Source organism: Bradyrhizobium sp. USDA 4461 (genome assembly GCF_054055655.1).
This window is the reverse complement of the sequence record NZ_JBSRXM010000001.1, coordinates 1,527,636-1,546,313: the sequence shown is the minus strand read 5'-3', so window position 1 is coordinate 1,546,313 and position 18,678 is coordinate 1,527,636. Positions and strand designations below refer to the sequence as shown.

Below are 18,678 nucleotides of genomic sequence, written 5' to 3'. Positions count from 1 at the left end.
TCGGCTGATCCTTTAGGCGGTGTGGGCAGCGTAGGCGGCCTCGTCCATCAGGCCGCCGAGTTCGCTCTTGTCAGCGATCTTCAGCTTGAAGAACCAGGCCTTGCCGGCGGCATCGGAATTGACCAGCGCGGGCTCGGCCGCGAGCTCCTCATTGACCTCGATCACCTCGCCGGTGATCGGCGCGTAGACATCGGACGCCGCCTTGACGGATTCGACGACCGCGGCGGCCTCGGCCTTCTTCAGGCTGCGGCCGACCTTGGGCAGTTCGACGAACACGACGTCGCCGAGCTGCGATTGCGCGTAGTCGGTGATCCCGATCGTGGCGACGTCGCCCTCGATGCGGAGCCATTCGTGGTCGGAGGTGTACAGCGTCGTCATGGAGAACCTCTGGCGTTTAGCGTTTGTAGGTATTGGGAACGAAGGGCGTGGCGGCGACTTTCAGCGGCAGCCGCTGGCCGCGCACCTCGGCGAAAACGGTGGTGCCGACGGCTGAGAGGGCGGTGGGCAGATAGCCCATCGCAACCGGCGCATTGAGGCTCGGGCCGAAGCCGCCCGAGGTCACCGTGCCGATCTGCTCGGACGAGGCGGCATCGGCAAACAGCAAGGCGCCTTCGCGCACCGGGGCGCGGCCGTCGGGCTTCAGGCCGACGCGGCGGCGGGCGGCGCCATCAGCGAATTGCGCGAGAATTTTGTCGGCACCCGGGAAGCCGCCGGCGCGCGCGCCGCCGCTGCGGCGGACCTTTTGTACCGACCATTCCAGCGCGCCTTCGACCGGCGTGGTCGTGGTGTCGATGTCGTGGCCATAGAGGCAGAGCCCGGCTTCGAGCCGCAGGCTGTCGCGCGCGCCGAGCCCGATCGGCAGCACGTCCGGATTGTCGAGCAGTGCGGTGACCAGGGCTTCGGCCTTGTCGGCCGGCACCGAAATCTCAAAACCGTCCTCGCCGGTATAGCCGGAGCGCGAGACGAAGCAGTCGATGTCGGCGACGCGGCGCGGGCCGGCATCCATGAATTTCATCGAACTGACATCTGGGCAGAGTTTCGCCAGCGCCGATTCGGCCTTCGGCCCCTGCAGCGCGATCAGCGCGCGGTCGGCCAGCGAGACGATCTCGCAGCTCTCAGAGAGATTCGCGCGCAGATGCGCCTCGTCCTCGGCCTTGCAGGCGGCATTGACCACCAGGAACAGGTGATCGCCGAAGTTCGCGACCATCAGGTCGTCGAGCAGGCCGCCGTCATTGTTGGTGAATTGCGCGTAGCGCTGCCGTCCCGGCGCGATGCCGACGATGTCCTGCGGGACCAGTTTTTCGAGCGCAAGCGCGGCGTCGGCGACCTTGCCGGATTTGGCCCGCAGCACGAGCTGTCCCATGTGGGATACGTCGAACAGGCCGGCTCCGTTGCGGGTGTGGAGATGCTCCTTCAGCACGCCGGCCGTGTATTGCACGGGCATGTCGTAGCCGGCGAACGGCACCATCTTGGCGCCGCGCGCCAGATGCAGCGCGTGCAGCGGGGTCTGTTTCAGCGGGGAAGTTTCGCGCGCAAGCATCATAGGGCCCTCGCGGTTCCCGCGGGGACCTATTTCCCCTTGAGAAACCTGCAGAAAGCCCCATCTGTCGCTGTGCCTGAGAGTATTATCCCGTCGGCGGACGCAATCGGGGAGAACCCCAGCGCCTCTTTCCAGATGTCAGACGTCACGCGGTCCTTTTGCCTGAGAGTTTCCGGGGCGGTTGCTCCTTCGGCGCCGGCGCTAGCCGGTCTCTCCCGACGTGATTGCCAGTTGAAGTGCTCACGAAACATAGCCAAGCCGGACTTGTCAATCCGAGCACACTCGGTACCTGAGCATTCAACCGATCGTTGAAGGCACGCTAGTCGCCGGAATGCTCACATCGCACGAACCGCTGAGTTCGCATGAAACCGCTTTCAGCAAGGTTTCTGAAAGATCAATGCGGCTTGTCTCCATGTGAGCCTTGCCTCTCCATCGTTAGATCCGCTCACGTCAAGCGTCAGCCGATATCGAGCTGAGAGCGGCAACAAATCCTGTAGTGTTTCAATGCTCATTCATTCCCGACCCAAACCTCTATCAATCGCGAGAGATCAAGCAAAATGCCTGTCAACAAAAGTGCAGTCCCAACCAAGATCGGTGCGATATTCATGTTTTCTGGCGGCGTCGCCGAACTGGGCCAAGACTCGTTCGACGGAGCAGACGCCGCATTGCATTTCATCAATTCGCGTGATGCATCGTCTCGAAAGTTTGAATGGGTGAAGGCCGACGGATCATCACCCGAAGAAGCTGCGCAGCAAGCTGAAAGAATGATTACTCAGGATGGAGTGCGAACGATCGTCGGTTGCTATGGGTCGAACCACAGCATCGAAGTGTCGAAAGTATGCGAGAAATATGGGGCGGTCTTATGGACCCAAACCGCGTGGACGGCGTCTCTGTTCGACCATAAGCCGAAATATACGTTTCGTACCAATACCTATGCTACTCCAGTCGAGGAAGCTGCTGTCGACTACGTTCTGCACGAGGTCACTCCGCTCCTGGCAAAGAAGAGCGACCTTCGGGTTATGGTAATAAACGAAGGGAGCGCGTATGGCGTGAGTTGCGGCGACGAGACCGTCAAGGCCCTGACGGCAAAGAACATCAAGCCAATACAGCGGTACACGTACGACGCAAGGTACGATGGGGCCGATCTCGATTTCGACAACATCGTCAGCCGGATCAAGGAACAAAATCCGGACGTCCTGTTTGCGAGTTCATTCATTCGAGACTCTGTTGGAATTCTGGATGCGATGAAGAGGGCGGGCTATCGTCCGCCGGTCATTATGACGTCCTCCGCAGGATTTGGTCTGTACACTCTAAACCTGGCTGGCGAAATGACAGAAGGAATCTTGTCTGCAAATGCTCCTGCGCTCGTTGCGCCAGCCGCTCTGAACGAGACGGGCCGGCGTCTGCAGGTTGAGTATGTCAGTCGGCTAAAAGGGTTGACCGGAAGGCAGCCATCTGGATTCAACGCGATGTCTTTCTGTGCTGCCTACTCGCTGCTGAACGATGTCATTCCAAAGATTCAAGGCGAGATGACCGCCGAGAGCATTCGTCACGCAGCAATGTCGCGAGATATTCCGCTCGGAACTTATCCCAATGGCTGGGGTCTCAAGTTTGATGCGGTCGGGCAGAATGAAAGGTGCCCGGTTTCAATTGACCAGTGGCAGAAGGGCTCATTGAACACTATCTGGCCTAGACAGATGGCGACTTCCATCGTCAACGGACTGCCGTTGCCTCCAGTACAATAAGATCGGGCTGAAGAGGGGCGAGCTGAATGTTGCTCGCCCCCGAGCGCCAGATAGCATCGCACTAGCCGTAAACCGAGATTTCAAATGCGGGTCGATCTCCAATCTTCTAATGAAGGCCAGGTCATTGACCAACTGTTGACCTACGAAAGCTTTCGGGTCGGGCAGGTCATCGAGCTCGGTTGGATATCGGTGTCCGAAAGAGACATCGCAGACTTCGCAAGTCAATTTGACCCTCAGTCCTTTCACACTGATGAGGAACGGGCCAGGCATTCTCCGTATCGGGGCATTATTGCAAGTGGCTGGCATACTGCTGGGCTGTTCATGCGCCTCTACGTCGATCGCATTCTCAATCGAGCGTCGTGCCTAGGTTCTCCAGGTGTGGATGACCTGCGATGGATCGCTCCGGTCAGAGCAGGGCAGAGGCTGCGCGGTGTCTTGACTGTCGAGCGACTGGAACCGTCGAAAAGCAAGCTCGATCGGGGAACACTCTATCCGAGGTGTGAGCTGTTCGATGAGGACAAGGCCCTCGTGTTCTCGATGGTGCTCAAGACCTTGTTGAAACGTTCACCGCCCGCTCCGCCCGCTTCCTGACCGTCTGGATCGGCGTGCGCTGCCATCCAGTGATCATTCGCCTCGACGATACCAGTGGACAGGAGTGGCCCAGCTAGTCTGGTTGCAATCTCCGTTTTGCCTAGGCGTATGAGGATTATCCGCAGTCATTTGGTGCTTGGAGACAATCAGTTCAGGTTGTCAGATGGCAATGGAACCTCCTTCGAACAACGGTCATCACTTGTCCTTCGGACTTCGTCGATGCCTTCAGTCCTCGAAACAAGGATCGCTAGGTAGCTGCCCCAGAGATGAAAAAGATAGAGAGCCTATCATGCTTAAACTTTACTACTCGCCTGGTAGCTGTTCGCTCGCGGCTCACATTGCGCTCGAGGAGATTGGTCAGCCCTACGAGCTAGAACTGGTGTCAGCAGCCGGAGAGCATGAGGGGGAAATGACGGCCACAGCGAAGTGGAGGGCGGTAAATCCGAAGGCGCGAGTGCCGGTGCTTGGTGGAGTCCCCGGGCAGATTGCGGGTAGTCCTGACGTGCTCACTGAAGTGCCGGCCATATTGTTCTATTTGGCGCGGTCCAATCCGGACGCCTGCCTGATGCCTCGGACACCAGCGAGCGAGGCGCGTTGCCTGGAATGGATGAACTACCTGTCCAGCAGCGTGCACGCTACAGCATATGCGCAGATCTGGCGTCCGTTGCGCTTCGTTTCTGACCAGGAGGCATTCGGGCCGTTGAAAGCCAAGGGCGTGGACAGTGTTCGCGACCAGTACTCCTACATTGAGTCGATCTTGACTGACGGTAGGGAGTGGGCCGTGCCCGAGAGCTATTCCATCGCTGATGCTTATCTACTGGTATTTTACCGATGGGGAAGTCGAATAGGGCTCGACATGCGCAATTCCTTTCCCGGATGGACTGAGCTCGCTGAACGAGTCACGAGGCGCGCGGCCGTTCAACGAGTGTTTCAGCGCGAGAGAATTAGCCTGTACTGAGCGTATAGCCCTGCGTGGTGCGCTAGGCTCACGGACGCCTGCCTGGAAACTTATGTCTTGCCTGGTTGGGCCAGGCATCGAATTGCGCTGAACTGCGGACAAGACGGACGCAAAAGAGCCCCGGCGGCAAATGTTGCCGCCGGGAAGTCTAGGGAGAGAACACCCACGTCACCTCATTCAGATCGATTCAATGAACGATCGTCGTTGCGGTAGTCTGGTCATAGCCTCATTCGGCAATAGGCAACAAACGAGAACTACTCACACGATCCTGCAGTCGAAGTCACCGCGTCTGGACGTGTTAGCGCTAGTAACAGAAAAGGCGAGGCGTGTTCGATGGCGCGCACTGTCGCGAATGCGATAGCCTTGCTGTAGAGGTGGCTCGTTAAAACTGTATAGAAATGCCTCGGTGGATATCACGCATGGTTCGCGCTTTCACGATGTTGACGTTCACCGATTCTGTTAAGGCCGCGCAGTCAAGGAGAGGCTCTCGGGAGTTCTGCGCGTCCCTGGAGACAAAGTCGGAGAACAGGGTTCTCGACGAGCGCAGTGGCTCCTTCATATCGGAATGCGACAGTTTTTTGTTGGGGACCGCGAACCGAGATGGATGGCCGCACGTCCAACATCGCGGCGGCCCCAAAGGCTTCCTTCGAGTTTTGGGGCCAACGACACTGGCATTCGCAGATTACTCGGGTAATCAACAGTACATAACGGTTGGGAATCTGTCGGAAAACAATCGGCTGTTCATCTTCATAGTCGACTACCGACAACGCCGTCGATTGAAGGTCTGGGGGCGCGGTGTCGTCGTTGAGGACGACAGGATGCTACTTGCTCGTGTTGAGGTACCGGACTATGGCGCCAAGGCGGAGCGCGCTATTGTCGTGCACGTCGAAGCATGGGATTTCAATTGCGGTAAGCATTTTCCCGAACGGTAGATTGGATACGAATCCGTGGTCAGGCACTCAGCGCTCAAAGACGCTGTTGGGACGCCTTTGCTTGTAGCGGGAGTGTCGATCTGCAAGGATCTACGCTCTACGGATTCTAGGCGTGCACCACGACATGCCCCAGATCTCAAAGGTAACTCTGTCAGATAGACCACGGAGCGCTGAAGTCGGCCAATCGGTTGTTAGAGCGCGTTGGCTGAAGCAGCTTGGCGCTGACTTCAAACCATCATGACCTTGCGAGTTCTGCGCATACAAATGTGAAAATGCTTCATCGCAACGATCAGTATTGTTCGTTGGCAATACCGCGCGATGAGTTGTAGTTCGCAGTCAGGCTTCTGCGCGGCACGCCGCCGCTCTTCTCGCCAGCGACCGAAAATGGAAACAAGATAAGGAGAACTCAATGAACTCCCGATTCGAGACCAAAGAACCAACGATTGGCGGATCAGTGTATGTCAAGCCGGGAACGATCGATTGGAAGCCGTCTCAATTCGAGGGCATTCAGATCAAGGTGCTTTACGAGCGGCCCGAGGCTGGAGAGCTGACTTGTCTCCTCAAGTGGGAACCTGGCGCGCGGCTACCGTTTCACCAGCACCCGGAGCTCGAGCAAAGCTTTGTGCTCGAAGGGTCATTCTACGATCACGACGGCATTTGTCGCGCCGGAGAGTATGTATGGCGCCAGCCCGGCTCATACCACGAGACGCGAAGCGATGAGGGCTGCATTCTGCTTGCGGTGTACAGAAAGCCGAACGTGTTCGGTAACACAGCCGGGTTCGGTGTCGAAGCCAAGACTGAGGCGAAGTAGCGGCCTCACCGCTACCGGCTGAGTCAGGAACGATCAGTCTGGAGGGGGCTTTCGCTGCATGAGCAGCGAAGGTGCCTCTAAGGAAGCCGCAGAAAGTCTTCGCCGGAAAGCCTCACGTTGGCGCATGACCAAACGCAACTACAAAATCATTCGTAAGGTCGAGGAAACTCCGAACATTCTTTCGATTTACTTCGCCGCCGAGGATGACACGGCGCTCGCGCCGTTTCGCAGCGGCCAGCAGCTTGTCGTTGACGTCCCCGGAATCGGGGAGCGAGAATACCTTTTGTCAGCTTTCTCGGCCAAGCCGAAGAGCTATCGAATTACGATCGCTCATGATGGCCGGCCGACCGTGCCAGATACATACGCGCCGGACTACTGGTACCACCAAGTGGATCGTGGGGGCGTGGTGCGGGCTGACGGACCTACAGGAAGCTTCCAGGTACCTGAGCGTCTGGATCGTCCCATCGTCGTTGTCGCTTCGGGTATAGGTGAATCGTTCATTGCGGCAGTTGCGGAAGAGCTCGCCGTCCGGGCGCCGCGTCACCGCGCCAGCTTTTTCTACTCCACCATCAATTCGAATACGTTCGGCCTGAAGACCAAAGTTGAGTCGCTCAGGTCGGAGCTTAGCAATAGCCATTGGCGGAGCTGCTTCCTTGAACCGCTCGCAGACGATCGGCAAGGACGGGATTTCGATCTTTGCGGACCTATGAGTGCTTCCCTCATAGCGGACGCGCTTTCTGATCAAGGGAGTGATGTTTTTGTCTGCGGGCCGACGGAGTTCGCCAATTGGGCGGAAACCGAGCTAGCCTCGAATATGCGTGGCGTAAACTCGATACAGATTCAACGGCTCGGAGAGGCCTGTATTCCGCGGCCGATTGTGCCGGAAGGAAATGCTATTGACGCACCGACAGCTTGCTACGTTCGGTTCACGCGCTCCGGGATAACCGCAATCTGGACGAAGGAGCAGGGCACTTTGCTCGACTTGGCGGAAACGGTCGGCCTGGACGTGCCGTACTCGTGTCGAACGGGTGCGTGCGGTACATGTGCCCAGAAAGTCGCTGCTGGTGAGGTGATGCCTATCCGCAAGACCCACGCAGAAACGTCGAGCAAAGAGCAACTTCTGTGCTCATGCATTCCTCTTACCGACCTCGAAATTGAGCTCTAATTCATCTCGGGGTGCTGACGAAGCGTGTAAAGGCGCGCGACGAAATGCTTACAGTGGCGAAGTGAGCCGATTTCTAGCGGTGAGAAGTCGCCGTCTGCGAGATATTAGCTCTCTTGGCTGTGCGCGCGCGATGCTTTGGCCGCCGCGATACATCACGGGAAGATTCATTGCTGAAGGCGACTCTGGTCTTGCTTTCATCTTCGTCACTGGGCCTGAGCTGTCCCAACATCCAGTCTCGGAAGATCGCGATACTCTTCAATTTTCGGCTTTCCGCACGCCATACCATAAAATAAGAGTACTCATCCGATATCGCGCAATCGAAGAGGCGGACCAGGCGTCCCGAGCGAAGATCGTCGGCAACCAAGGTGCCCCTGGCAAGCGCGATGCCATGCCCTTCCGCTGCAGCCTCGAGCAGAAGAGCGGCGTCGGTGTACGATGTACCATGATGAGGTTCCCGTATATCCGCGCCAGCGGCGTTGAACCACGCTTCCCAGGGTTGGTGTGGATTGAGCAAGAGGTCTGCCTGCGCTAGCTCGGGCAGGGATCTGGGGTAGTCTCCGTCCCGGTAATTCGGGCTGCAGACAGGAAAAACGAGCTCGCCGATCAATCTCTCTTGTTGCACGCCCGGCCAGCCTCCTGGACCATAGCGGATCGCCAGATCGACGCCGTCTGACGCGAGGTTGGCAAGTTCGGTTGTTGTCCGAAGTGCCAATTGAATGCCAGGGTGATGAGTGTGGAACGAACCAATTCGGGGGATCAGCCATCGCGATGCAAATGCCGGCAGCAGGCTGATGGTCAGAACATCCGATCGGGCACGTTGCGCGCTTCCTTCGAACGCGCGTTCTAGTAATCGGAGTCCTTGGCGGATTTGGGTAACAAGTACCTGCCCGCGCTCGGTCAGCACCATCTGCCTACCTTGTCGCTGAAACAGCTTCGTGCGCAGTTGCGCTTCAAGCGCCCTGATCTGATGGCTGATCGCTCCATGGGTAATGTGAAGCTCCGCCGCAGCGCGGGTAAAGCTGAGATGACGAGCCGCAGCTTCGAACCCGCGCAGCAACTGCAGTGGCGGTATGTGCGAAGATGTCATGCTGGCTCCGGTCGTCTTGTCAATGACTTCAGATCATACGGTATGCCCTTACTCCCGCTGAAGATTACGCAGGCATCCCGGCCCCGGCAATTGGTATTTTACGGTAAGCGATCATGATCTGCCCGAGGGTCGAACGGCCGGTCGGCGCCGCCGCTCATTTTCCGCGGTCTTCCCGCTGACCAGGCAAAGCGTAGTTGCTCGTGTCCCGCTTTTGCAGCCGAGACGCTATGACTTCAGTTCATCGAAAGCTGCAAGCGCCTTGCCCGCATAAACCGTAGCGGGGCCGCCGCCCATTTCGACCGAGACGGCGATTGCTTCGACAAGCTCTTCCCTAGTCGCGCCGTGCTTGATTGCGCTCTGCACGTGGAAGACGATGCAACCCTCGCATTTCACACTGATCGAAATGGCGACGGCCATGAGCTCCTTGATTTTGGCAGGCAGAACGCCGTTCTTGTTGGCGGCAAGCATGACACTCTGGAAAGCCTGCATGACCTGCGGCGCAGCCTTGTAAAGAGTTGTCGCCTGGTCGCGGAGCTCTTCTGATAACTTTTTCGCGTCCATTGTACCGTTCTCCTTCATCAGACCGGCGGTTGAGCTGCATGCGGATAAATTGGAAATGCCTGACTGAGTTCGCGCACACGTTTGGCAATCGACGTCTCTCCGACCAAGCCCAGCGGATCTCTCGCGGCAATCTTTAGGGTTTTCAGGATCAATGATCCGATTTCCCGGAACTCCCTTTCCTTGAAACCCCGCGTGGTGACGGCGGGCGAGCCCAATCGGATACCCGAGGTGATAGCCGGCTTTTGTGGATCAAAAGGGATTCCATTTTTGTTGCAAGTCAAGCCGACATGGCCAAGCGCCAGTTCGGCGGCCTTGCCCGTCACTCCAAGCGGGCGCAGGTCGACCAGAACGACATGGCTGTCGGTGCCGCCGGAAACGATCGCGAGACCGCCCTCGGCGAGCGAGGCGGCAAGGACCCGCGCGTTGGCAATCGTTTGCTTCGCATACGCCGTGAACGACGGCTGAAGCGCCTCTCCGAACGCCACGGCTTTTGCGGCTATGACGTGCATCAGTGGACCGCCTTGGGATCCTGGAAAGACTGCCGAATTCAGCTTCTTCGCGAGGTCCTCGTCGTTGGTCAGAATGAGCCCGCCGCGTGGTCCGCGCAATGTCTTATGCGTCGTCGAAGTCACGACATGCGCATGGGGAACCGGGCTCGGATAGGAATTGGCAGCAACAAGTCCAGCAACGTGAGCCATATCGACCATCAGTTTCGCGCCAATTTCGTCGGCGATCGTCCGAAACTGTGCGAAGTCAATCTCACGAGGATAGGCCGAACCGCCCGCAACAATTAGCTTTGGCCGATGTTGATGCGCCAGGCTGCGGACTTCATCCATATCGATCAGGTGGTCCGTCTCGCGTACCCCGTAGGGGATCGCCCGAAACCACTTGCCTGAGATCGTGACGGCGGCACCGTGCGTAAGATGACCTCCATGCGCTAGAGAAAGGCCCATGAAGGTGTCCCCGGGCTCCAGAAGCGCCAGGAATGCAGCAAGGTTTGCTTGTGCTCCGGAGTGAGGTTGCACGTTGGCAAATCCTGCGCCGAAAAGTGCCTTCGCCCGTTCAATCGCAAGGAGCTCGACTTCGTCAACAAACTCGCAGCCTCCATAGTACCGGCGTGCGGGATATCCTTCAGCATACTTGTTGGTTAGCACGGATCCCTGAGCTGCGAGGACCGCTTCTGACACGATATTTTCGGATGCAATCAGCTCGATTTGACTCTGCTGACGATGCAGCTCTCGATCGATGGACGCGAACACGGGATCACCGAAACCCCGTCGCGTCATTTCCAAGACATTATCCATGGCTTCTTCCTTTGTTCAGCACTCGGGGACGTTAACGGCGAGGCCGCCTCGAGATGTCTCTCTGTACTTGTCGTGCATGTCGGCTCCGGTCTGGCGCATCGTCTCGATGACATGATCAAGCGACACCTTGTGGGTGCCATCGCCGGCGAGAGCCAGCAATGCTGCATTGATCGACTTGATTGCGCCGAATGCGTTGCGTTCGATGCACGGGATCTGAACGAGCCCCGCGACCGGGTCGCAGGTCATGCCGAGATGATGCTCCATTGCAATTTCAGCGGCATTTTCGATCTGTTCGTTGGTGCCACCGAGGGCGGCGGCGAGTCCTGCAGCCGCCATCGCGGCGGCGGAGCCGACCTCGCCCTGACAACCAACCTCCGCACCTGAGATGGAAGCGTTGTGCTTGATGATGCTGCCGATCGCGGTCGCAGTGAGAAGGAATGTGCGCATGCCATCCACATCGGATCCGTCGCAGAAGTCACGGTAGTATCTGAGAACGGCGGGTAACACGCCGGCGGCGCCATTCGTCGGTGCCGTGACGACCCGACCACCGGAAGCGTTCTCCTCATTCACGGCAATGGCAAAGGCGGACACGTACTCGAACGCTTCGCTTGGGGAGTGTTGGTTAGCCAGCGCAGCAGAGCGAAGTCTCTGAAAGAGCTTCTTTGCGCGCCGCGGGACCTTCAAACTGCCGGGCAGCTCGCCATCCCGATCGAGGCCTCGGTCGACACACGCCATCATCACCTGGATTAGGGTGTCGAGCAGCTGAACGGTGGAAGGCTCGTCCCGGCGTGCCAATTCGTTGATGAACGCAACGTCAGCTATGGCGCAGACATTGGCGCGGCATATCGCCAGGAGCTCATCCGCCGACCGATAATCGAAGCCGAATGCAAAGGTCTGCACCTTTGATGCGCCGCTGTCTCCGTCGCGCTCGATAAATCCCCCTCCGACGGAGTACCAGACCTCTGACGCGATGATTTCGCGGCCTTTATCGAAGGCTTGCAGCAACAGCGCATTGGGATGACGGTCGTAGACCGTTTGCTTGTCAAAGACGAGGTCGCGTGCTTCGACGAATTCGATTGCGGTATCATTGGGAAGAACAATGCTGCCACTCGATCGTATCTCAGCCAAGATCGAGTCGGTCTCATCCGGCTCCAACTGGTCCGGCAAGTGTCCGGAGAGCCCCAGCAAGACCGCAACGTCCGTTCGATGGCCTTTGCCAGTCCAGGCAAGCGATCCGAAGGCGGTAACGGCTATTCTGCTGGTCCTTTGTTGCCGCTCTGCGCCTAGGCCTCTCACGAAAGAGGACGCGATCTTCATCGGTCCGATTGTATGTGAGGAAGACGGACCGATCCCAACTTTGAACAAGTCGCCCAACCCAATGGGCAACATGGTTTGCTTGCCGCGTTGCGCAGCCCGCTCGAGTAGGGTGGTTATTGATGTTTTTAACGCAGACATCGACATGGAGCACCTCTAGCCATCGATTCAAATCGATTGAGCTGTTTGAAGCGCCCCATCTGTCTTTTTGGCCTGAGAGTGTTATCCCTTCGGCGGATGCTGACCGCATCACTTTCCAGATGTAGATCCGACACGGTCCTTTTGCCTGAGAGTTTCCGGGGCGGTTGCTCCTTCGGCGCCGGGTACCCGGCCTCTCCCGTGGTCAGATAAACTTAGTTACTACCGTATAGCTCCAAACACTGATGATGGGAAAATAGCTGCCAAGTGGGCTGTATCGCAGTCGCCTGGATCGAGCAAGGGCGGGCCGTTCTGTCGTGCGTGAAAACGGTTCACCGCTTGGTCGAATACTGTTCGTTTGCGTTCCCCGTAGGCAAATACTTAGTTTGCCGAGCCTCTCATCGGTGAAGCAACACGTCAAGCGGGCGGCGATGTTGCGCACGATGGTTTTCGTCCGGACTTCGATGCGAGTCCCGGTCCTCGTTGGCAATCAGATAGACCCGAAGAATTGAACTAGCAGGCTGCTCAATGACCTGCAGATCTGAAAAGCGTTGAAACGTCGTGTGCGGCTGCCAATGATCATGATTTGCGATGTCTGCCCCGCGTGCTCCGTGACGCTGCTTCGATTTGGCAGTCGCGGAAGTCCGGTTCGTTTGCTCCGGGCAATGCGGCGCATGGCTGCAGAGCGTTTGGTTCAGTTCGGCAAACGCTTTCCAAGCTGACGCGACCCTTCGCCGCCGCTTCACGAAACTACTGATGATATGTCGCATCAAGATCGATAGGGGAGTCGTGTGTTCGAGTTGAATAGTCGAGATGGCATCGCCGAAGTCGGGAAAGAAGAAGTGTCCCGATCAGCAGACCAATCACGCTCCTCATTTCTCGTGATCCAGGACGTCAGCGTCATGTTCGGCGGCGTTATTGCGCTCAATGGCGTGTCGTTCGACATGCGTCATGGACAGATCCTCGGTCTGATCGGGCCGAACGGCGCCGGCAAGACGACGCTGTTCAATTGCCTGTCGCGGCTCTACCAGCCGTCGTCCGGCGACATCCTGATGGAAGGCAAGAGCATCCTGTCGCGGCCGCCGCACCGGATCGCCGAGATCGGCATCGGCCGCACCTTCCAGAACGTCGCATTGTTTCCCAACCTGTCCGTGATCGACAACGTCCGCGTCGGCGCGCATGCCCGCACCTCGAGCGACATCGTCAGCGACTCGCTGCGTCTCGCCTGGGTCCGCCGCGGCGAGAACGACATGAACAAGAAGGTGCACGACATCCTCGGCTATCTCGATCTCGAGGACGTCGCCCACACCGTCGTCTCGGGACTTCCGTTCGGCACCCAGAAGCGCGTCGAGCTGGCGCGGGCCCTGGCGGCGGATCCGAAGATCCTGCTGCTCGACGAGCCGGCCGGCGGCCTCAATCACGAGGAAGTCTATGTGCTCGGCGATTTGATCCGCAAAATCCGCGACGACCGTAAAATTACGGTGCTGCTGGTCGAGCATCACATGGGTCTCGTGATGTCGATCGCCGACCACGTCGTCGCGCTCAATTTCGGCCGCAAGCTGGCCGAAGGCACGCCGGCCCAGGTCCAGGCCGACCCCGACGTCATCAAGGCCTATCTGGGGAGCAAGGACCAATGACCGCGATGCTCAACGTCAAGGACCTGCGCGCCTATTACGGCCAGGTCCAGGCCCTGCACGGCCTCAGCTTCTCGCTCAACGAGGGCTCGCTGACCACCCTGCTCGGCGCCAACGGCGCCGGCAAGACCACCACGCTGCGGGCGATCTGCAACATGGTGCGCTCGACCGGCGCGATCGAGTTCGAGGGCAAGCCGATCGGCACGCGCTCGACCGAGAACGTGGTCCGGCTCGGCATCGCCCATGTGCCGCAGGGCCGCGGCACCTTCACCAACATGACGGTGGAGGAGAATTTGCAGCTCGGCGCCATCAGCCGCTCCGACACCAAGGCGATCGGCTCCGACATCGAGCGGATGTACGACCATTTCCCGGTGCTGAAGCAGCGCTACACCCAGCAGGCCGGCACGCTGTCCGGCGGCGAGCAGCAGATGCTGGCGGTGGCGCGCGCGCTGATGCTGCGGCCGCGCCTGATGCTGCTCGACGAGCCGTCGTTCGGCCTCGCGCCGCTGATCGTGCGCGACCTGTTCCGCATCCTCGGCAAGATCAATCGCGAGGAAAAGGTGACCATCCTGGTGGTCGAGCAGAACGCGCAGCTCGCGCTCGAGCTCGCCGACCAGGCCTATGTGATCGAAACCGGACGGATCGTGATGTCGGGCAATGCCAAGGACATCGCGAACAACGAAGACGTCCGCAAATCCTATCTCGGCTACTGAGGGAGCTGGCACAATGGAGCTTTTTGCCAACCAGGTCCTGGCCGGCATCGCCACCGGCGCGATCTATGCCTGCATGGCGCTCGCCGTGGTGATGATCTACCAGGCCATCGACCATCTGAATTTCGCCCAGGGCGAAATGGCGATGTTCTCGACCTTCGTGTCCTGGCAGCTGATGCAGTGGGGCGTGCCGTATTGGGGCGCCTTCGTACTCACCGTCGCCTTCTCGTTCGTCGCCGGCATCGTCATCGAGCGGCTGCTGTTCAAGCCGCTCGCCAAGGCTCCGATCCTGACCAACGTCGCCGGTTTCATCGCGCTCTATGCGATCATCAACTCGGTCGCCGGCCTGATCTGGGACTTCACCATCAAGCAGTATCCGACGCCGTTCGGCTCCTCGCCGTTCCTCGGCAGCCAGCTGATCTCGACCCACCAGGCCGGGATGATCGGCATCACGCTGCTGATGCTGCTCCTGCTGTTCTTCTTCTTCCGCTTCACCCGGGTCGGTCTTGCGATGCGCGCCGCCGCCTCGCTGCCGGAATCGGCCCGCCTGGTCGGCATCAACACCTCGTGGATGATCGCGCTGGGCTGGGGCATGGCATCGGCGATCGGCTCGATCGCCGGCATGATGATCGCCCCGGTCGTGTTCCTCGAGCCCAACATGATGCTCGGCGTGCTGATCTACGGATTTGCCGCGGCCGTGCTCGGCGGCCTGTCGAGCCCGTTCGGCGCCGTGATGGGCGGCTTCCTGGTCGGCATCTTCGAGAACCTGGTCGGCACCTACATCCCCGGCGTCGGCAATGAGCTGAAACTTCCGATCGCGCTTGCGCTGATCATCGTCGTCCTGGTCGTCAAACCGGCAGGCCTGTTCGGCCGCGCCATCGTGAAGCGAGTTTGATCATGAGCGCCGCTGAAGAAATCGTCACAGAAGCCCCTGCCGTCGAGGCCGTGCCCAAGCGCGCCATGACGCTCGGCTATGGCACCTCGCTCGTCGTGCTTGCCGCGCTGGTCCTGATCCCGCTGTTCGTGAAGAACTTCATCATCTTCCAGATGACGATGCTTCTGATCTACGCGCTGGCGGTGATGGCGCTCAACATCCTGACCGGCGGAAGCGGCCAGTTCTCGCTCGGCCAGAGCGCGTTCTACGCCGTCGGCGCCTATACCTCGGCGATCCTGATGGAGCATGCGGGCATGAACTATGCCCTCACGCTGCCGATCGCCGGCATCGTCTGCTTCGGCTTCGGCTTCCTGTTCGGCCAGCCGGCGCTGCGGCTCAGCGGCGTCTATCTGGCGCTCGCGACCTTCGCGCTCGCCACCGCAATGCCGCAGCTGCTCAAGCTTGGCTATTTCGAGCATTGGACCGGCGGCGTGCAGGGCCTCGTCGTCACCAAGCCGGATGCGCCGTTCGGCCTGCCGCTGTCGCAGGATATGTGGCTCTACTACTTCACCCTGGCGGTCTCGATCGCGATCTACATCGCCTCGGTCAACCTGCTGCGCTCGCGTTCGGGGCGCGCCTTCATGGCGATCCGCGACAACGAGATCGCGGCCTCCGCGTTGGGCGTCGACGTCGCGCTGTACAAGACGCTGGCGTTCGGCGTCTCGGCCGGCATCACCGGCGTCGCCGGCGGTCTCGGCGCCATCGCGGTGCAGTTCGTGGCACCCGACGGCTACACGATCCAGCTCGCGATCTCGCTGTTCCTCGGCATGGTGGTCGGCGGCGTCGGCTGGCTGCCCGGCTCGATCGTAGGCTCCGCCTTCATCATCTTCGTGCCCAACATCGCGGAGGGCATCTCGAAGGGCCTTTCCGGCGCGGTGTTCGGCGTGCTGCTGTTCCTGTTCGTATTCCTGGCGCCGAACGGCACACGCGACTTGCTCAATATGATCCGAAGATCTGTCGGGAAAAAATGGTGAGAATGGAGGAGAAAACATGCATTTGAAGTTTCAACGGAGCATTTGGATCGGGCTTGTCATCGCTCTAGGCATATCTAACGCGTCAGCTCAAAAAAGCTACGATGCCGGCGCAACCGATACAGAGATCAAGGTCGGCAACATCATGCCGTATTCGGGGCCCGCATCGGCCTTTGGCGTGATCGGCAAAACTGAAGAGGCTTATTTCAACAAGATCAATGCAGAGGGGGGAATCAATGGTCGCAAGATCAATTTCATCTCCTATGACGATGGTTACAGCCCGCCCAAAGCTGTGGAGCAGGCAAGGAAGCTCGTCGAGAACGATGAGGTGCTCCTGATCTTCAATCCCCTAGGTACGGCATCGAACTCGGCGATCCAGAAGTTCATGAACGCCAAGAAAGTTCCGCAGCTGTTCGTCGCCACCGGCGCAACCAAGTGGAACGACCCTGCGGGCTTTCCCTGGACCATGGGCTGGCATCCCTCCTATCAGAGCGAAGCCCGCGTTTACGCGAAGTATTTGCTGAAGAACAAGCCCGACGCCAAAATCGGCGTACTGTATCAGAACGATGATTTCGGCAAGGACCTCCTAAGGTGGCTGAAGGATGGACTCGGAGCGAAGTCATCGATGATTATCGCTGAATCAAGCTACGAAATTACAGAGCCTACGATCGACAGCCATATCGTCAAACTGAAGGCATCCGGTGCCGATGTGCTCTTGTCATTCACCACACCCAAGTTTGCAGCGCAGGCGATCAAGAAGCTTGCCGAGATCAATTGGAAACCAGTTCATATCGTCGCGAACGTTTCGAATTCGGTCGGAGGTGTTATTCACCCCGCAGGTGTTGAGAATGCGCAAGGGGTTCTCTCTGCCGCCTATCTTAAGGATGGCAGCGATCCGCAATGGCGTGACGATCCGGGCATGAGCAGATTCGTTGCCTTCTTGAAGGATTACTATCCGTCGGGAGACAAGCTCGACAACAATGTCGGGTATGGCTACGCCGTAGCGCAGACGCTCGTTAAAGTATTGCAGATGTGTGGAAACAATCTTACTCGGGAAAATGTAATGAAGCAGGCGGCAAGCCTCCGAGACTTCATCCCGGACGCACTGTTGCCGGGCATCAAGATCAACACGTCACCAACCGATTTCGCCCCGATCAAGCAACTGCAGATGATGCGGTTCGAGGGCGACAGATGGGTCCTGTTCGGCGATACCCTGAGCGGCAGTGCTGACGAAAAATAGCGGTTATGCTCGAAACAGGCTCGGCGATCTTCCCGTGTGACGGCGGATCAGGCGATAGAGCGCCGAGCTATCCTCGAACCCAACTCGCTCAGCAACGCTTTCCAGCGATAAGCGCGTCGTCTGCAGCAAGTGAAGCGCCGCATCGACGCGGATTTTCTGCGCGAACTTCATCGGCGACATTCCCGTTGCAAGGGCTAGCCGGCGGTTCAGCGTGCGGGTTGTGGTTCCGGTCTGCAGGGCCAGGTCCTGGAGTGTGAAAGGCATCGCCAAGCGGCGACGCACAAAGGCTTCCACCTTGCGCGCAATTGGATCCTGAGCGGCTAGAAAGGCCGGGATGACGTAGCGCGCCTGTGATGCGCGTTGATCGACGACGATATGCCGCGCCGTGTCCTCCGCAAGAGCGGGGCCGGCAAAACGCGAGACGAGACCAAACATCAGGTCGATGTGGGCGAAAGCTGCGCCGGACGTCCACACCCGGGTATCTTCCGTCAGCATAGAGTCGGAATCAGCAAGGCTTTTCGGAAAGAGTGATTTCAACTTTGGTGTCAGCCACCAGGTCGTCGTGCAACGCCTGCCGTCGAGCAGTCCTGCCTGGCCCAGCAGAAAAACCCCGGTACAAGATGCTGCAACCGTCGTGCCGCCTCGCCACGCAGCGCGCAGCCAATTTGCTGCATGAGTGGCATCCGGCGCTGCAATCCTCTCATCCACTGCGGCATCGGTTCCGGCGCCGATGCCCAGCACGATAACGAGGTCTCTGGGTTTTGACCTGCGTAGGGATTGCGCGGGCAAGCTCACGCCACCCCGTAGCTTGGCAACCGAGCCATCGCTGACAACCGCACGCCACTCAAAGACCGGCTCGTCAGCTAGCCGATTGACCGTATCCAGTACGTCGAGCGTGACCCCGAGTGCCGCTGGACTGGAGCCTTCCAGGATCAGGATATCAATTCTGACCATTTGGCAAAACCTGCATGATTAATGTCAGGTTTGCCACTGTAAAACGAACGCCGCGTTTTGCAAGATCAACCATCAGCTACCAATGGGAG

The 18,678-nt window shown here is 58.8% G+C and carries 18 protein-coding genes and 2 riboswitches; of the genes, 11 read left to right on the top strand and 7 right to left on the bottom strand.

Features of this window, described 5'->3' with window-relative positions; translation table 11 throughout:
- Positions 1 to 12: 12 nt before the first annotated feature.
- Together gcvH and gcvT are read right to left on the bottom strand one after the other, a co-directional pair.
- Positions 13 to 378, bottom strand: coding sequence for a glycine cleavage system protein GcvH (gene gcvH, locus ACVINW_RS07320; protein ID WP_456750675.1), 366 nt, complete (start codon positions 376 to 378; stop codon positions 13 to 15).
- A gap of 16 nt (positions 379 to 394) precedes the next feature.
- Positions 395 to 1,540, bottom strand: coding sequence for a glycine cleavage system aminomethyltransferase GcvT (gene gcvT / locus ACVINW_RS07315; RefSeq protein ID WP_456756330.1), 1,146 nt, complete (start codon positions 1,538 to 1,540; stop codon positions 395 to 397).
- A gap of 141 nt (positions 1,541 to 1,681) precedes the next feature.
- Positions 1,682 to 1,768, bottom strand: a riboswitch (glycine riboswitch).
- Positions 1,769 to 2,097: 329 nt separating this feature from the next.
- Between gcvT and ACVINW_RS07310 the strand changes: the two genes are divergently transcribed.
- The 6 genes from ACVINW_RS07310 to ACVINW_RS07285 all read left to right on the top strand — a co-directional run bounded on the left by ACVINW_RS07310 (position 2,098) and on the right by ACVINW_RS07285 (position 7,742).
- The gene (locus ACVINW_RS07310; RefSeq protein WP_456750674.1) at positions 2,098 to 3,285 is read left to right on the top strand and encodes an ABC transporter substrate-binding protein; all 1,188 of its coding nucleotides are present in this window, start codon (positions 2,098 to 2,100) and stop codon (positions 3,283 to 3,285) included.
- 84 nt (positions 3,286 to 3,369) lie between these two features.
- Positions 3,370 to 3,876 (top strand): MaoC/PaaZ C-terminal domain-containing protein, encoded by a 507-nt coding sequence (locus tag ACVINW_RS07305; protein WP_456750673.1) that lies wholly within the window; start codon positions 3,370 to 3,372, stop codon positions 3,874 to 3,876.
- Between the two features lie 289 nt (positions 3,877 to 4,165).
- A complete protein-coding gene (locus ACVINW_RS07300) occupies positions 4,166 to 4,834 on the top strand; it encodes a glutathione S-transferase family protein (RefSeq protein ID WP_456750672.1) in 669 nt (222 codons plus the stop codon).
- A gap of 419 nt (positions 4,835 to 5,253) precedes the next feature.
- On the top strand, positions 5,254 to 5,766 hold the full coding sequence (locus ACVINW_RS07295) for a pyridoxamine 5'-phosphate oxidase family protein (RefSeq protein ID WP_456750671.1): 513 nt from the start codon (positions 5,254 to 5,256) through the stop codon (positions 5,764 to 5,766).
- 409 nt (positions 5,767 to 6,175) lie between these two features.
- Positions 6,176 to 6,577, top strand: coding sequence for a cupin domain-containing protein (locus ACVINW_RS07290; RefSeq protein ID WP_456750670.1), 402 nt, complete (start codon positions 6,176 to 6,178; stop codon positions 6,575 to 6,577).
- Between the two features lie 58 nt (positions 6,578 to 6,635).
- Entirely contained in the window at positions 6,636 to 7,742 is a 1,107-nt protein-coding gene (locus ACVINW_RS07285) for a flavin reductase family protein (RefSeq protein WP_456750669.1), read from the top strand.
- 73 nt (positions 7,743 to 7,815) lie between these two features.
- Here the strand turns inward: ACVINW_RS07285 and gcvA are convergent, their stop codons facing one another.
- The 4 genes from gcvA to ACVINW_RS07265 form a co-directional block, all read right to left on the bottom strand.
- Complete coding sequence (gcvA, locus tag ACVINW_RS07280) at positions 7,816 to 8,829, bottom strand: transcriptional regulator GcvA (RefSeq protein WP_456750668.1); 1,014 nt, start codon at positions 8,827 to 8,829, stop codon at positions 7,816 to 7,818.
- A gap of 225 nt (positions 8,830 to 9,054) precedes the next feature.
- Positions 9,055 to 9,390: a carboxymuconolactone decarboxylase family protein gene (locus ACVINW_RS07275; protein ID WP_456750667.1), complete on the bottom strand. Its 336-nt coding sequence runs from the start codon at positions 9,388 to 9,390 to the stop codon at positions 9,055 to 9,057.
- Positions 9,391 to 9,407: 17 nt separating this feature from the next.
- Positions 9,408 to 10,694 carry a serine hydroxymethyltransferase gene (glyA, locus tag ACVINW_RS07270; protein ID WP_456750666.1) on the bottom strand — a complete coding sequence of 429 codons (1,287 nt, stop codon included), beginning with the start codon at positions 10,692 to 10,694 and terminating at the stop codon, positions 9,408 to 9,410.
- Between the two features lie 15 nt (positions 10,695 to 10,709).
- Entirely contained in the window at positions 10,710 to 12,083 is a 1,374-nt protein-coding gene (locus ACVINW_RS07265; RefSeq protein WP_456756329.1) for an L-serine ammonia-lyase, read from the bottom strand.
- Between the two features lie 189 nt (positions 12,084 to 12,272).
- Positions 12,273 to 12,359, bottom strand: a riboswitch (glycine riboswitch).
- A gap of 689 nt (positions 12,360 to 13,048) precedes the next feature.
- Here ACVINW_RS07265 and ACVINW_RS07260 point away from each other — a divergent pair.
- Genes ACVINW_RS07260 through ACVINW_RS07240 form a run of 5 tightly spaced genes read left to right on the top strand, consistent with a single transcriptional unit; the run spans position 13,049 to position 17,635 of the window.
- Positions 13,049 to 13,783, top strand: coding sequence for an ABC transporter ATP-binding protein (locus ACVINW_RS07260; protein ID WP_456756328.1), 735 nt, complete (start codon positions 13,049 to 13,051; stop codon positions 13,781 to 13,783).
- The gene (locus ACVINW_RS07255) at positions 13,780 to 14,493 is read left to right on the top strand and encodes an ABC transporter ATP-binding protein (protein ID WP_456750665.1); all 714 of its coding nucleotides are present in this window, start codon (positions 13,780 to 13,782) and stop codon (positions 14,491 to 14,493) included. The genes ACVINW_RS07260 and ACVINW_RS07255 overlap by 4 nt, the downstream gene beginning before the upstream one ends.
- A 13-nt stretch (positions 14,494 to 14,506) precedes the next feature.
- The gene (locus ACVINW_RS07250) at positions 14,507 to 15,385 is read left to right on the top strand and encodes a branched-chain amino acid ABC transporter permease (protein WP_456750664.1); all 879 of its coding nucleotides are present in this window, start codon (positions 14,507 to 14,509) and stop codon (positions 15,383 to 15,385) included.
- Positions 15,386 to 15,387: 2 nt separating this feature from the next.
- A complete protein-coding gene (locus ACVINW_RS07245; protein ID WP_456750663.1) occupies positions 15,388 to 16,398 on the top strand; it encodes a branched-chain amino acid ABC transporter permease in 1,011 nt (336 codons plus the stop codon).
- Positions 16,399 to 16,414: 16 nt separating this feature from the next.
- Entirely contained in the window at positions 16,415 to 17,635 is a 1,221-nt protein-coding gene (locus ACVINW_RS07240) for an ABC transporter substrate-binding protein (RefSeq protein ID WP_456750662.1), read from the top strand.
- Between the two features lie 3 nt (positions 17,636 to 17,638).
- Here ACVINW_RS07240 and ACVINW_RS07235 read toward each other — a convergent pair whose 3' ends face one another.
- Positions 17,639 to 18,589, bottom strand: coding sequence for a GlxA family transcriptional regulator (locus tag ACVINW_RS07235; RefSeq protein WP_456750661.1), 951 nt, complete (start codon positions 18,587 to 18,589; stop codon positions 17,639 to 17,641).
- Positions 18,590 to 18,678 lie beyond the last annotated feature (89 nt).

Bases quoted from the DNA above. Each gene is read 5' to 3' on its own strand.
- ACVINW_RS07295 (WP_456750671.1), top strand. From the start codon at position 5,254: ATGGTTCGCGCTTTCACGATGTTGACGTTCACCGATTCTGTTAAGGCC.
- ACVINW_RS07285 (WP_456750669.1), top strand. From the start codon at position 6,636: ATGAGCAGCGAAGGTGCCTCTAAGGAAGCCGCAGAAAGTCTTCGCCGG.
- gcvA (WP_456750668.1), bottom strand. From the start codon at position 8,829: ATGACATCTTCGCACATACCGCCACTGCAGTTGCTGCGCGGGTTCGAA.
- ACVINW_RS07290 (WP_456750670.1), top strand. From the start codon at position 6,176: ATGAACTCCCGATTCGAGACCAAAGAACCAACGATTGGCGGATCAGTG.
- gcvT (WP_456756330.1), bottom strand. From the start codon at position 1,540: ATGCTTGCGCGCGAAACTTCCCCGCTGAAACAGACCCCGCTGCACGCG.
- ACVINW_RS07305 (WP_456750673.1), top strand. From the start codon at position 3,370: ATGCGGGTCGATCTCCAATCTTCTAATGAAGGCCAGGTCATTGACCAA.
- ACVINW_RS07275 (WP_456750667.1), bottom strand. From the start codon at position 9,390: ATGGACGCGAAAAAGTTATCAGAAGAGCTCCGCGACCAGGCGACAACT.
- ACVINW_RS07300 (WP_456750672.1), top strand. From the start codon at position 4,166: ATGCTTAAACTTTACTACTCGCCTGGTAGCTGTTCGCTCGCGGCTCAC.
- ACVINW_RS07235 (WP_456750661.1), bottom strand. From the start codon at position 18,589: ATGGTCAGAATTGATATCCTGATCCTGGAAGGCTCCAGTCCAGCGGCA.
- ACVINW_RS07265 (WP_456756329.1), bottom strand. From the start codon at position 12,083: ATGTTGCCCATTGGGTTGGGCGACTTGTTCAAAGTTGGGATCGGTCCG.
- ACVINW_RS07240 (WP_456750662.1), top strand. From the start codon at position 16,415: ATGCATTTGAAGTTTCAACGGAGCATTTGGATCGGGCTTGTCATCGCT.
- ACVINW_RS07250 (WP_456750664.1), top strand. From the start codon at position 14,507: ATGGAGCTTTTTGCCAACCAGGTCCTGGCCGGCATCGCCACCGGCGCG.
- ACVINW_RS07310 (WP_456750674.1), top strand. From the start codon at position 2,098: ATGCCTGTCAACAAAAGTGCAGTCCCAACCAAGATCGGTGCGATATTC.
- ACVINW_RS07245 (WP_456750663.1), top strand. From the start codon at position 15,388: ATGAGCGCCGCTGAAGAAATCGTCACAGAAGCCCCTGCCGTCGAGGCC.
- ACVINW_RS07260 (WP_456756328.1), top strand. From the start codon at position 13,049: ATGTTCGGCGGCGTTATTGCGCTCAATGGCGTGTCGTTCGACATGCGT.
- glyA (WP_456750666.1), bottom strand. From the start codon at position 10,694: ATGGATAATGTCTTGGAAATGACGCGACGGGGTTTCGGTGATCCCGTG.
- ACVINW_RS07255 (WP_456750665.1), top strand. From the start codon at position 13,780: ATGACCGCGATGCTCAACGTCAAGGACCTGCGCGCCTATTACGGCCAG.
- gcvH (WP_456750675.1), bottom strand. From the start codon at position 378: ATGACGACGCTGTACACCTCCGACCACGAATGGCTCCGCATCGAGGGC.